We start from the raw sequence: 12,922 nt of genomic DNA on the forward strand, positions 1-12,922 counted from the left end.
TTGGTCATGGGGTTGGCTCCGGGTGGTGTCGTGAAAACCTGGCTAATGGGTGTTTGCATTGATGCGATTGAAGTCAGCCGCGTGCAGGGCCGGATCGTCGAGAAAGGCCCCGACCTGGGACGGACAAACGGTCGATATGCACTGGAGCTAGAGCCGGAGTCGCGGGCATACATCGACAAATTCGGCATCCCCTATGACTCGTGGTGAGGGGGCAGCGGTGTGATATCGGTAGAGCGTCAGTGGGTTTGTTATTCAGAGATCTTTAGGTGTTGGCTTGGTGTGCAGCGTCTCTATGGAGGTGCTTGCGTTTTACAGTGAGCCCCATGGCCGGGGAGAGACGACTGCCATGGTGACGGCTTCATCTCCGCCAGGCGTCAGCAGCGGCCACAGCTCTGTGCTCAAACCCGAAGCTCAGGCCTCTAGCGAGGAGGGTACTGCTGGAGGATCTTTTGCACGGTCTGACGCAGCGCCAGTTCCCGCGCCGCCGGGGTGGTCCCGTCGTTCACGACCTGTTCAGTGCTGCCACGCCAGACCAGCTTGCCGTCCTTGCCGTCGAGCATGTCGATTTGCAGGGTCGACACCTTGTAATCGACGTTGCGTGTTTCGGTGCCGATCGGTCCCCCCCAGTAGCCGCCCCAAGGATTGCCCCAGTAACCGCCACCGTAGTTGGTGGTCACCATTTGCTGACGGTTTTCCACGATCAGCCAGGCTTGCACCTGCACATCGGCTTTGACCCCAGCGGGCGCAAGGCGCAAACCTCGCTGGTCAAGCTGTTCGCTCACCGACTGCCGAATACGCTGTTCGGTCAGGTCGCTCTTGATACGCGGATCGTTGGGTTGGTATTGCAGGGCCGGCTCTTTCCAGGCCCAGGTCCTGTACCCGCCGAAATCGCGCTGTGCGTCGAAATCGCGATTGACGCGATCGGTTTGGCAGGCGGCGAGCAGCAGGGCAACACACACGACAGCAATGCGGCGAAACATGATGGTTCTCCAGAAGTGCGCGGTTCGACTATGCAGGGGGGTAGCTGGCCAACGCGCGCTGCACGGCCTGACGCAGCGCCTTGGCTCGCTCGGACTGATCGCCGCCGCTGCCGGTTTCGGCACTGGCGCTCCAGACGGGCTGGCCGCTGCGGGCGTCGAACAGGCTGATGTTCACTACCACCACCTGCTCTTGGTAAGTCCGTACCACCGGTACGCTGGCGTAACCGCCATAGCCGTTCCGGTAGCCGTTGTAATAGCCCACACCCGCACCGCCGTAGTACGGATCGTAATAGTCGTCGCGCACCTGACGCAGCCGGGTTTCGATCCGCGTGTCAGCCGTCACCCGCAAATCCGCTGCCTGTGGGTTCTGGGACGGACGCAGGCCGCGCTGATCCAGGCCATTGCTCACCGCTTCGGCCACTTGAGCGGAATCCGCCCATTGCGTACCGGGCGGCAGATGGCCATTGAGCCAGGTCCAATTGCGGTAACGCCCATAGTCCCTGGGAGGTGCCGGGTAGGCACTCATGTCGATGGCATTGGCTGCTTGTGGGGGGGCTGGCGGGATCGCGGCCGAAACGGCCGTGTAAGGGTTTGGGCTCTGACAGGCAGCCAGCGTCAGGGTCGAGAACAACGTGAGCAAAGCGAGGCGGCGTTTCATGATGGTCTCCGCGTATAGCCTCAGACAGGTCGGCACATCCAGTGCAGATAACGTCCCAGTCCTGCGAAACTCGGGTGGCGCCGATGGGCCAGTTCCATTTCCAGCAAATCCGCAAGCTCGGCCCTGGCTTGAAACTCGACGGGCATGTAGTCGTGAAATACCCGGACACCACTCTGGGTTTCGACTCGCCACAGACCCTCAAGTTGCGCCGCTAATTCGCGCGGATCAAGGGGTTCTAGCGGGGTCAGGCTTTGGTTTTCACCGGCCAGCGTATTGCGGCGCATTTTGCGGAAGTGCCCTTTGAGCAGGTTCCGATAGATCAAGGCGTCGCGGTTGTAAAACGCCAGAGACAACCAGCCATTGTCGGCGGTCAGTTGCCGCAGCACAGGGAGAATGGTGAAGGGGGCGGCGAGCCACTCCAACACCGCGTGGCAGATCACCAAGTCATACGGCTCGTTCAGCGATGTCGGCAGATCCTGCCAAGGCGCCTGAATGAAGGTGCCCCTTTGCCCGGCCTCTGCAAAACGCTGGCGGGCGCCTTCGAGCATCGGCTCGGCAGGTTCAGTCAAGGTGACGTCGTGGCCTTGCTGGGCCAACCACAGCGACATATGCCCCAACCCCGCGCCGACATCCAGCACGCGCAAGGGACGCGCTGGAAGGCTCTCCTTCAGGTCAGCCTGCAACACCGCCAGACGAATCGCGCCTTTCGCGCCGCCGTAGATCTTTTCGGCAAAGCGTGTGGCCAGTTGATCGAAGTGGCGGTCACTCATCTCAGGAACCGTCGCTCGCTGTCGGCCAGCTTGGCACGCACCACCTCGTTCATGTCCAGGCCCAACTCGCTGCACATCAGCAGCAGGTACAGCACGATGTCACCGACTTCTTGCCCGGCATGCGCCAATTCCTCCGCGGACAGTTGGCGGGACTGCTCTTCGGTTTTCCACTGGAAGATTTCCACCAGTTCGGCCATCTCGACGCTGGCGGCCATCGTCAGATTCTTGGGGCTGTGAAACTGCCGCCAGTCGTTGGTATCGCGGATGTGATGCAGGCGCTGGATGAGGTCGTCGAGGTTCATGGGGCCGGGTCTCCTGAAGGTGCGTAGCTTCAAGGGGATGGCGAGGGGAATCAAGTGAAGTCAGCAGATTTCGCTCGTTCGATCCAGAGATTATGGCGTTACTCCGAGGCTGGCTGCCAACTTCCTACCATGTGCACGATGCCTTCCCTGCCTTCCAGCTTGAGTTGGCCATGGGAGCCTGCCGCACTCGCTGCCAACGTGACTTCGCTGGGCAACCGTACCGGTTTTTGGAACTCCACCGAGATATCCACATTCGAGGCGGGCAAATGGTCGTCCAGCGCTGCGAGCGCACGACTTTTGATCCAGAGGCCGTGGGCGATGGCGGTAGGAAAACCGAACAGCTTGGCGCTGCTGGCACTCAAATGAATCGGATTGTAATCACCACTGACCCTGGCGTACTGCCGACCGATGTCGGAGGGCGCATACCACGTGGCCAATTCGGCCATGGGCAGGGGCGCAGGTTCATAGGCGCCCTCGGTTTTGCCCTCGATCTCCACGCCCCGGCACAGCATGGTGCTGTGCTCTTCCCAAAGCAGGCCCAGCGCGTCCTCGATCTGGGTGATCAGGCTGAACGTGGCGCCTTTCGGATGGGGTTTGAGCTCAGCCACGCGCACGCTGACCTGAGCCTTGATGACACTGCCGAGTGGCCTGCGAATGGTGATCCGGTTTTGCAGGTGCACCAGGCCCAGGAGCGGGAACGGAAAATCCTGGTCCGTCAGCAGCTTCATCTGCAACGGGAACGCCAGCACATGAGGGTAGGTCGGCGGTAACAGACTGCCGGGAACGAAGCCACAAACGTCAGCGAACGCTCTGACCTTTTCCGGGTCCACCGACACCCAGCAGCGCAGGCCTTGGTCAGGCAAGTGCGTGCCGCTGACCTTCCGTCGCAAGGCCGCTTGCAGAAACAGGCCGGGCAGAGAGGGGGGGCTGTCCAGATACCGCCAGTGTGCGTTCATCGCGAATCTCCGTTCTCGTTCATACCCAGGTGCAGTTCACACCGTGACCAACCCGTCGGCCGGTCACAGCCAATGGTGCAGGGCCTCAGGCGCCGATGATGCTTTGCCCACAGACCCGCAACACTTGGCCACTCACTGCACCGCTGCCCGGCTGGCTCAACCAGGCCACGGCCTCGGCAACATCCTGCGGCAGCCCGCCCTGGCCGAGCGAGCTCATGCGGCGGCCGGCCTCGCGCAGCGCGAACGGCATATGCGCGGTCATGCTGGTCTCGATAAAACCGGGCGCAACGGCGTTGATGCTGATGCCGCGAGCCTTGAGAGCGGGCGCCATGGCCCGGGCGAGACCGATCAGACCGGCCTTGCTAGTGGTGTAGTTGGTCTGCCCGCGATTGCCTGCCAGGCCGCTGATCGAGGCCATGAGGACCACACTGCCGTTATCGTGCACGAGGCCCGCGTCGATCAAAGCCTGTGTCAGAACCTGAGGCGCCTCGAGGTTGACGTTCAGCACCGAGTCCCAAAGATCGGCGGTCATGTTGGCGAGGGTCTTGTCTCGTGTGATGCCAGCGTTGTGCACGACGATGTCCACCCCGCCGGAAATCTGCCCGATCAATTGCGTGGCAGCGTCCGGAGCACAAATGTCCAGCACGATGGCCTGCCCACCGAGGCGCGCCGCCAACGCTTCCAGGTCGGACTTGGCTTGAGGAACGTCGACCAGCGCGACCTCGGCGCCATCCCTGGCCAGCGTTTCGGCAATGGCCGCGCCGATGCCGCGTGCAGCCCCGGTCACCAATGCCTTGCGTCCGGCCAATGGGCGACTCCAGTCCTGAACCGTGGCAGCGCATGGGCTCAGGCGAATCACCTGTCCGGTTATGAACGCGCTTTTGGGTGACAGGAAGAAGCGTAAGGCGCCCTCCAACTGGTCTTCGGCACCTTCGTCGACCTGCAGCAATTGCACCGTCCCACCGTTGCGCATTTCTTTGGCCAGCGAGCGGCTGAAGCCCTCGATGGCCTGCTGCGCGCTGGCTGCCACAGGATCGGCCAGTGTGTCCGGAGCCCGGGAAAGAATCACGATGTGAGCGCTGTGTTCCAGTTGTCGCAGCACCGGCTGGAAGAACTCGCGCAATTGGTTCAATTGAGCGGTGCGCAACAGCATGCTCGCATCGAACACCACGACCTTGATCTTGGCGCCATGCTCCGCGCTCCAGGGGTGGGCCCCGGTGATGCCGTCGCCAAGGGTAAACATCAGATCGGTCATACGCGGCGCGAACCCACTGACTCGCTCAGCCAGTGGCCCTGCGCTCAACAGAAGCGCCCCTTCCACCGGCCGCAGACGCCCGGCTTGCCAACGCTCCAGACGTACCGGAGCCGGCAGCCCCACGGCGCCCACCAAGCGGCGGCCGATGTCTGAATTGGCGAAGTCAATGTAGCGATCAGATGCCATGGAACGCGCTCCTCGGGTCGGGGTTCAAACCAGTTGACCACATGCTGCTGAAGAAAGTCCTACGCTGCATACATTGTAGGAGCGCGCCTGCCCGCGACCGTGCAGTGTCAAAGACATCTACCGCGACTGACACTCCGCCATCGCGGGCAAGCGCGCTCCTACGAGAGCATCGGCAGACATCGAAGAACATCGGCAGAGATCAATAAAGGGAGATTCGAATGACTCAGACACGTCGCGTGGCCATCATCGGCGGCAACCGCATTCCGTTTGCCCGCTCCAATGGCGCGTATGCCACTGCCAGCAATCAGGACATGCTGACCGCTGCGCTCGAAGGCCTGATCGAGCGCTTCAACCTGCATGGCCAGCGGATGGGGGAGGTGGTAGCGGGCGCTGTGCTCAAGCACTCCCGAGACTTCAATCTGACCCGTGAATGCGTGCTCGGCTCGCGGCTCTCTGCGCAAACGCCCGCTTATGACGTTCAGCAGGCTTGCGGAACCGGGCTGGAAGCCGCGCTGCTGGTGGCCAACAAAATCGCGTTGGGCCAGATCGAATGCGGCATCGCAGGTGGCGTCGACACGACCTCCGACGCGCCCATCGGCGTCAACGAAGACTTGCGGCAGATTCTGTTACAAATCAATCGCGCAAAAAGCACGGGCGACAAGCTCAAAGCGCTGACTCAACTGCGCCCCCACAACCTCAAGCCCGAATTGCCACGCAATGGCGAACCGCGCACTGGCCTTTCGATGGGTCAGCACTGCGAACTGATGGCCCAAACCTGGCAGATCCCACGCGACGCACAGGACCAACTGGCCCTGGAAAGCCATCAGAAACTGGCGGCGTCTTACGTCGAGGGCTGGCACAGCGATCTGCTGACGCCATTCCGGGGCCTGACTCGCGACAACAACCTGCGCGTCGATGCCAGCCTGGAAAAGCTCGCCGCCCTCAAACCTGCGTACGAACGCAGCGCCAAGGGCACGCTGACCGCTGGCAACTCGACGCCGCTCACCGACGGCGCCTCATTGGTGCTGTTGGCCAGCGAAGACTGGGCGCAAGCGCGCGGCTTGCCAGTGCTGGCCTACTGGCGCGATGGCGAGGCCGCTGCCGTGGATTTCGTTCGTGGCGAAGAAGGTTTGCTCATGGCGCCGGTTTACGCCGTGCCGCGCTTGCTGGCGCGAAATGGCCTGACGTTGCAGGATTTCGATTACTACGAAATTCACGAGGCCTTTGCTGCGCAAGTGCTGTGCACGTTGAAGGCGTGGGAAGACCCTGAGTATTGCAAATCCCGTTTGGGCCTCGATGCGCCCCTAGGCGCGATCGATCGCAGCAAACTCAACGTCAACGGCAGCTCTCTCGCGGCCGGCCATCCGTTCGCGGCTACAGGCGGGCGCATCGTGGCCAACCTCGCCAAATTGCTCAGCGTGGCAGGGCAGGGTCGCGGGTTGATTTCGATTTGCGCGGCAGGTGGGCAAGGAGTGACTGTGATCCTCGAGCGCTGACACTGGGCTAAGGCCCCACGCTCAACCCCTCCGGGCAGCAGCGGTTGGATGTCAGATCGCATACACTGCGGTTTCACGACAAAAGACATGCCTATGCCCAGCAGAGGACATACCCCACCTCGCAGTCCCGAAACCGAGCGGTTCATTCCGGCGCTGGACGATCTGCCACGCCCGCTTTACGCCCGCGCGGAGAGCCTGAACGCAGGCTCCTGGACGCCACCCCATCGCCACGACTGGGTGCAATTTTCCTACGCAATAAGCGGTGTGCTCGGCGTGCACACCGAACAGGGTAGTTTCTTTGCCCCACCGCAGTGGGGCGTCTGGATTCCGGCAGGGCTCGATCATGAAGTCGTCACCTCGACCCGCGCCGAGATGCGCAGCCTCTACGTTCGAGCCCTGGACTCGCTATGGGCGCCGGAACGCTGTCGTGTGCTGGAAGTCACGCCCTTGGCGCGGGAATTGATAAAAGCCTTTTGCTTGCTGCCCGTCGATTATCCCGAGGGGGACAGCCCGCCCGCGCGTCTCGTTCAAGTTCTCCTCGATCAACTGTCCAATCTGCCGGAAGTCGCGTTCTCCTTGCCGTTGCCACGTCACGCCCGGTTGCTGGCGTTGTGTCAGGAACTGGTCGAGGAGCCAGGGCAAGAGGTCACGCTCACCGGGTGGGCGCAGCGCCTGAGCATGTCGGAAAAAACCTTGATGCGCCTGTTTCAGCGGGAAACCGGGTTAAGTTTCAGAGGCTGGCGACAGAGAGCCCGATTGCTCGCCTCACTCAATGCGTTGGAAGAGGGCGACAGCGTGACCATGACTGCGCTGAACTGCGGGTACGACTCGACGTCTGCTTTCATCGCCGCGTTCAAAACCCTTTTCGGCTTCACACCTGGCGAGTTGTTCCGGCCTTGAGTGGGGCGGGCACATCTGCTTTCACACTGGCAATCGCGTTGCGCGTATGGTGGTTTATGCTGCGCTCCGGCATGAAAGGTGCTTGCCTCGATTCAGGGAACGTATGGTTTGGAATTGAATCCATGACTGCATTCCACACGCCCCTACTCGCTGGCGGAGGATTGCCGTATAACGAGCAACGACGCGTGTTTGGCAACGAAGGACCCAGAATAAAAGCTGATGAAGACTCCCAAACGCATTGAACCCCTGATCGAAGACGGTCTGGTAGACGAAGTGCTGCGCCCGCTGATGAGTGGCAAAGAGGCAGCTGTTTATGTGGTGCGCTGCGGCAAAGAGCTGCGCTGCGCGAAGGTTTACAAGGAGGCGAACAAACGCAGTTTCCGGCAGGCTTCGGAATATCAGGAGGGCCGCAAGGTTCGTGGCAGCCGCGAGGCGCGCGCCATGGCCAAAGGCTCGAAATTCGGGCGCAAGGAAAGTGAGGACGCGTGGCAGAACGCCGAAGTCTCGGCGCTGTTCCGCCTGGCCAGCGCGGGTGTCAGGGTGCCTAAACCCTACGACTTTCTCGATGGCGTGCTGCTGATGGAAATGGTCTCGGACGGCTATGGCGATGCGGCGCCCCGGCTGAACGACGTCACCCTAGAACCGGATCAGGCCCGGGAATACCACGCGTTCCTGATTCAGCAGATCGTGCTCATGCTGTGTGCCGGACTGGTGCACGGTGACCTTTCGGAGTTCAACGTGCTGTTGTCGCCTGACGGCCCGGTCATCATCGACCTGCCACAAGCTGTCGACGCAGCAGGGAACAACCATGCCTTCAGCATGCTGGAGCGGGATGTTGGGAACATGGCGGCCTACTTCGGGCACTTCGCCCCTGAACTGAAGAAAACCCGATTCGCCAAAGAGATGTGGTCTCACTATCAGGCGGGCACTCTGTCTCCCGCCACGGTGCTGACCGGCCATTTCGACGAGCCGACCAGCACTGCCGACGTGAAGGGTGTGCTGCGCGAAATCGAAGCGGCCCAGCGAGACGAAGCTCGGCGCCAGGCAGCAAGACAGGCTGATGACGCGCCACCGGGCAAGGGCGAAGAGCCTCCGCCGCCGTGGATGCAATGATTGATTGGAAAACCCGGCTTAGGCCGGGTGTCACTGTGTCCATAGGGCTCATCCGAACGCAACGTATCGAGTAGCCCTTTGGTGTGGCGATCCTCCGTTTAACTTGCCGACCAGTGAGCGGTAGTAAGCCACGCTGCCCACTGTCAGCCCGAGGTTTATTGAAAGTCCGGATCAGGGTTAGGCGTCAAAGGATTGCATCGCGCTTGTTCGGTAATGACGGAACCTACATAAGGTCTGAACGGCTCCAGATTCCACTCTGGCTTCTCTCTTGCATTTTTCGCGTGGCAGATGAGCTGATTGATAACGCCTCTATTGTTATGCCAATACGGACTTTGGCCAAACTTAAGGACGATTTCGTAAAACATTAATCCTATTTCGGATACGTCAATGTAGCGCCCGCAAGGCGTTGGCGTCAGGGAGATGGCCCATTCATGTATGCCCTCATCAGAACGGTATTTCCACTCGCCCTTTTGAATGTATTCCGGACAGGATGGTGTGATGGGGGCCTTCAGCTGTCTGCTCGGTGCCTGTCGCCAGTAAGGCTGTATAGATTCATCTTCAGATTGAGCGTAAGCCGTTTCCCCAAGCGCGGAACAAGTTAATATCGCAGCGAGTGCGCAGAAATATATCCGTGTATTCATCATCGTTATCCTTTACCGGTGGGTTACACCTACCTGGCGTGCACACGTCAACGAGGCATCGATAACGATATTGGCCAGGTGGCTATGGTTTTTGGCTTTTCGTCAGAGTGGCGTCGACTAGAGTTCACCTATTCGCAAAATTTGAGAGAAGTAAATGTCGGTGTCACCTTTGTTTAACCTGAGGCTCCAGTTAAATATGACCGGTTTTTCTTTGTTTACCTCTATCCAGTTTGGGTCGATGGGGAAGTTTAAGTATTCATCCTGGTTGAAAGGAACCGATTCGCTCTCCCATGTAGTGGTGCCGACTCCTCTGACTCGCGCCGTGCTACTGGAATTGAATTGTTCCTGTTTGTAGGCACGCAAGTTGTCGTGATGGGATGAAATCGTGAGGGGGCCCAGGTCAAAATCGTGACCGTCTACCTTTAGCCTGAGCGCTGATGATTCTCGAGTATTAGGGTCCGGTGGGCGTTTCAGCGTATAAGAAATCACGGCGGAGTTGTTGATACAGTCGATTACTTCATATTTGGAAATTTTGAATGCCAGCCGTGTGGGAGGGTCTGCCACGGTCTGTATTTCTGAGTGGTAAGTAATATTTCTACCCTTCCATGAGACGCGCACCGTATCGCCGGGCTGCATGCCGTAATCTGGAATTTCCACAACACCATCGGTTTGATGGTTGTAATAGTTGATCGCTTCCGCACCGGGGGCGATCGAATCGGCATTGCGAAAATGGGGAGCTTTTAGATCGACGGCAGCTTCGATATTGACCGTCCTGGGTGAGGACTGAATTGTAGAAACTACAGCGCGAAAGATATGCTCCCCCGGCGACAGTTCGGAACCTGTGAATTTCCACTTGCCGTCTTTAATTTCTGCTACGCCGAGACACGTTCCTTTGTCCCAGATTTGTACTCCAGTCGCTGTCGTATTTTCCTTTTCCATAAGTTTTCCTGCGAGGTGTTGACGGTTGCCTGATGTTTGCGTTTTTCTAAGCGTAGTCGGTGTTGAGTCAGGGAGATGTGCAGCTTTATATTTTTTCGCAATAAATGATAATTTTAGTATTGCGAGGCGAGCGGTTGTTTCAGACGTTTTTGTGAGTTCCGGCAATGAGGAAAGCGTTGGAGTGTGGGTAACGATGCGGTCTCTTTAAGAAGAAACGGCGCTTTCTGGATTCGCGTAAGCGCCGTTTTGCTTGGTCTTCGCCTCAGCAAAATTAAGAGCCGTCGATCGTAAGCCTATCTGAACAGCATTACGGTGATGGTCGGAGTACACCTATAACGGACCAACCCGGAGCAGTTGTGAAAAAAGGTAGTTATTGCCGTCGCTTGGGGCAATTCTGAGGCTGCAGTTGAACTTAACTGACTTCCCACGGTTTCGCGTCAGCCAGTTTGAGTCAATTGAAAAGTTCAGATACCCAGCGGTTCCGAATGTCAGGGTGTTTGAAGACCAAATATCGGAATCTGCGTCACCTCCGATAGCACGCACTTCGGCGGTCGTATTGTCATTGAACTCGGACTGACGCATCACGCGAAGATTATTATGAGACCCATTGATAGAAGGGGCATCGATTGTGAAGCCTTTCCCGTCAACGATCAGTTCACGAGACAGAGATTCATGGGTGTGATCGCTTGGAGAACGCTTGACCGTGTACCAGAGACTTGCATTCGCCTGGATGACGTCGATGACTTCGTATTTTGAAATAATGAACGGTGGCAGACTGGGGGGCGAGCCAACTACTTTTATCGGCGAGCCTAGCGTAATACTTCGACCAAACCAGTAGAGCTTGACCGTGTCTCCAGTTTTCATTCCATAGTCAGGAATGGCGACGTGTATGTCTCCGTTCACGTCATAGTAGTTCAGGCGCTCTTTTTCTCCCGACACAGGATGTGCCTCTTGGACGCTCGGGGCGGTGAGATTGAGCACGGGATCCTTTGCAGTCATGTTGATCTTCCAGTTGTTTGACGTGAGGGTACCAGACCGAGCTGTAAATACATGCTCGCCAAGTGGGAGTTGCGGTAGATCTAACGTCCAGGTATTACCTGACACGGTGGCGAAGCCCAGAGAACGGCTTCCGTCATACACCTCAATAGAGGTGGCATCTGTTTCACTATTGAATTTTTTTGATGGCATGATCGACTTCTTTTTAAGTTGAGATTACGGCACGTTAGTAAAGAAAACTCTCAATGGAGTGATGCTTCAAATGCAAGGAGAGTGACGTAGTATTCGGTGCTTACTGTCTCATCGTGTCCGACGTATACATCAGGGTTTAGAATCCCACGTAGGCCTTTTCGCTCGAGCCGGTCTGGCGACCGCAATGGCGAGCGCTAATAAGGGTGGTCACTCTTGATAAGCCGATTGTCCTGCGGTTGTGTATTCCGCGCAGGATGACTTTGCCCAAGGGTTGCATAGGTTTTACAGCCGCAGTTGCGCAAGCGCATTGTATAAGTGAAAGCGAAATGCAGTTGCACACTGGGAGGGCGAAAGAAGTGTTCATGTTGTCTAACCATCTTGGTATGAGCTACTCCGTTACTAAAAGGTATAGGCGCATGGATGCACGCTGTCAAACAGCGTTTCAGGATGTGGGTTTTTATGAGCTTTCGCGATATCAGTGTTTTTTTTATTAGGATCAGGGGCGTGTACTGTTATTTCTGACAGTAGACGGCCCCTGTTGTAGGGAGGAGGCTTCAAGCACCTATAAATATCCCGCTAAGAGGTGCTCTTCATGAGAGTGTTGCTTTCTATTAAGCTATTGCTGGTTGCGTCCCTGTCGGTGTTGATCAGTTGTACACAGGTCGCGTATGCCCCCCATTCGCCAGTTCCCGTACAGACACCTGTCGTCCAGGAAAACCTGGGGGAGCAGGTAGCACGCCATCTGACCAACCGCTATGCGGATACGCGCGCCAACTGCGGCAAAGACTCCCAACCCAGTTTTTTATGCTCAGGCATCATGCTGAGAGGCACGAGTAGCAACCCCACCTATCATGTTTGGAACAATAGTCCTAGCGCCATTGCCAAAGGCGGAGTTTCGTTTGTCTATTTGAGAGCCGACACGGACTTTAATCGTATGCCCTTTAGTTACAACAACGGTTTTATATTTGAAACTTACTTTCATGCAGATGGGAAATTACACCCAGAGGTTCTTTGTTCTTTTCCTATGGATGCTTGGACCGACTCGCGAGATAAGGCAGGCTGTGGGCAATATCCCGGCTATGCGGGCAGCGATCTCTGTCATCTGAAAGGCATCACCACCGCTGCTCAATGGTGGGCAGATTATAACTCGCACGCTACTAACCGAAATCAGTCGCAGTGCGGTTTCGACGTTCAGGACGGTCGAAATACCCTGGCAGGGCCGGCCTTTATGGCAAGCGTTTTGGCACGCGGCACCTCATATCTCGGAAATGAGGGCTATGGGCAAAACAACGAACTGGTGGTGAAAGTGTGGTCCGATAACCTTGGGAAAACATTGCCGCTCGAGGCGTTTTTCTATCTCTATGGCACAGCGGGCTTGCCAGTCGCACAGCGCAACCAGAGAGACTTGAAGCAAACAGACGGTGTGCTTATCCCGATTATCAGCGTCAGGCTTGCGCCGACCCAGACCGGCATCGCGACGTTCCACTACATCGCCAGCGATCAGACTGAGCCCATGCCGATCGTGCCGTGAACGCAAC

General features: G+C 57.9%; 14 protein-coding genes. 5 read left to right on the forward strand and 9 right to left on the reverse strand.

Annotation, left to right across the window (positions count from 1 at the left end):
- On the forward strand, nt 1-207 hold a 207-nt coding region (locus N5D61_RS16225; protein WP_279893538.1), incomplete at its 5' end, for a DUF2931 family protein.
- Between the two features lie 212 nt (nt 208-419).
- Here N5D61_RS16225 and N5D61_RS16230 read toward each other — a convergent pair.
- From N5D61_RS16230 to N5D61_RS16255, 6 genes are all read right to left on the reverse strand, one after another.
- On the reverse strand, nt 420-980 hold the full coding sequence (locus tag N5D61_RS16230; RefSeq protein WP_108237835.1) for a DUF4136 domain-containing protein: 561 nt from the start codon (nt 978-980) through the stop codon (nt 420-422).
- Between the two features lie 28 nt (nt 981-1,008).
- The gene (locus tag N5D61_RS16235) at nt 1,009-1,638 is read right to left on the reverse strand and encodes a DUF4136 domain-containing protein (RefSeq protein ID WP_108237836.1); all 630 of its coding nucleotides are present in this window, start codon (nt 1,636-1,638) and stop codon (nt 1,009-1,011) included.
- A gap of 20 nt (nt 1,639-1,658) precedes the next feature.
- Nucleotides 1,659-2,408 (reverse strand): methyltransferase domain-containing protein, encoded by a 750-nt coding sequence (locus tag N5D61_RS16240; RefSeq protein WP_279893539.1) that lies wholly within the window; start codon nt 2,406-2,408, stop codon nt 1,659-1,661.
- On the reverse strand, nt 2,405-2,710 hold the full coding sequence (locus tag N5D61_RS16245) for a nucleotide pyrophosphohydrolase (protein ID WP_279893540.1): 306 nt from the start codon (nt 2,708-2,710) through the stop codon (nt 2,405-2,407). The genes N5D61_RS16240 and N5D61_RS16245 overlap by 4 nt, the downstream gene beginning before the upstream one ends.
- Before the next feature lie 98 nt (nt 2,711-2,808).
- Nucleotides 2,809-3,666, reverse strand: coding sequence for a MaoC/PaaZ C-terminal domain-containing protein (locus tag N5D61_RS16250; RefSeq protein ID WP_279893541.1), 858 nt, complete (start codon nt 3,664-3,666; stop codon nt 2,809-2,811).
- A gap of 85 nt (nt 3,667-3,751) precedes the next feature.
- Nucleotides 3,752-5,107, reverse strand: coding sequence for a 3-oxoacyl-ACP reductase (locus tag N5D61_RS16255; protein ID WP_279893542.1), 1,356 nt, complete (start codon nt 5,105-5,107; stop codon nt 3,752-3,754).
- A 218-nt stretch (nt 5,108-5,325) separates the two neighbouring features.
- On the opposite strand from N5D61_RS16255, the gene N5D61_RS16260 reads away from it, so the two are divergent.
- The 3 genes from N5D61_RS16260 (at nt 5,326) to N5D61_RS16270 (ending at nt 8,616) form a co-directional block, all read left to right on the forward strand.
- The gene (locus N5D61_RS16260) at nt 5,326-6,603 is read left to right on the forward strand and encodes an acetyl-CoA C-acetyltransferase (RefSeq protein WP_279893543.1); all 1,278 of its coding nucleotides are present in this window, start codon (nt 5,326-5,328) and stop codon (nt 6,601-6,603) included.
- Nucleotides 6,604-6,696: 93 nt separating this feature from the next.
- Nucleotides 6,697-7,503, forward strand: coding sequence for a helix-turn-helix transcriptional regulator (locus tag N5D61_RS16265; protein ID WP_279893544.1), 807 nt, complete (start codon nt 6,697-6,699; stop codon nt 7,501-7,503).
- Between the two features lie 219 nt (nt 7,504-7,722).
- Complete coding sequence (locus tag N5D61_RS16270) at nt 7,723-8,616, forward strand: PA4780 family RIO1-like protein kinase (protein WP_279893545.1); 894 nt, start codon at nt 7,723-7,725, stop codon at nt 8,614-8,616.
- 155 nt (nt 8,617-8,771) lie between these two features.
- On the opposite strand, the gene N5D61_RS16275 is transcribed toward N5D61_RS16270, so the two are convergent.
- The 3 genes from N5D61_RS16275 to N5D61_RS16285 form a co-directional block, all read right to left on the reverse strand.
- Nucleotides 8,772-9,260 (reverse strand): DUF2599 domain-containing protein, encoded by a 489-nt coding sequence (locus N5D61_RS16275; RefSeq protein ID WP_279893546.1) that lies wholly within the window; start codon nt 9,258-9,260, stop codon nt 8,772-8,774.
- Nucleotides 9,261-9,374: 114 nt separating this feature from the next.
- Nucleotides 9,375-10,196, reverse strand: a complete 822-nt coding sequence (locus N5D61_RS16280) for a hypothetical protein (RefSeq protein ID WP_279893547.1) — start codon at nt 10,194-10,196, stop codon at nt 9,375-9,377.
- A gap of 330 nt (nt 10,197-10,526) precedes the next feature.
- Entirely contained in the window at nt 10,527-11,384 is an 858-nt protein-coding gene (locus N5D61_RS16285; RefSeq protein ID WP_279893548.1) for a hypothetical protein, read from the reverse strand.
- Nucleotides 11,385-11,976: 592 nt separating this feature from the next.
- Here N5D61_RS16285 and N5D61_RS16290 point away from each other — a divergent pair.
- Nucleotides 11,977-12,915, forward strand: a complete 939-nt coding sequence (locus N5D61_RS16290) for a halovibrin HvnC (protein ID WP_279893549.1) — start codon at nt 11,977-11,979, stop codon at nt 12,913-12,915.
- Nucleotides 12,916-12,922: the final 7 nt, after the last annotated feature.

Origin of the sequence: Pseudomonas sp. GD03842 (assembly GCF_029841165.1) — a bacterium.
In the GTDB taxonomy this organism is placed as follows: domain Bacteria; phylum Pseudomonadota; class Gammaproteobacteria; order Pseudomonadales; family Pseudomonadaceae; genus Aquipseudomonas.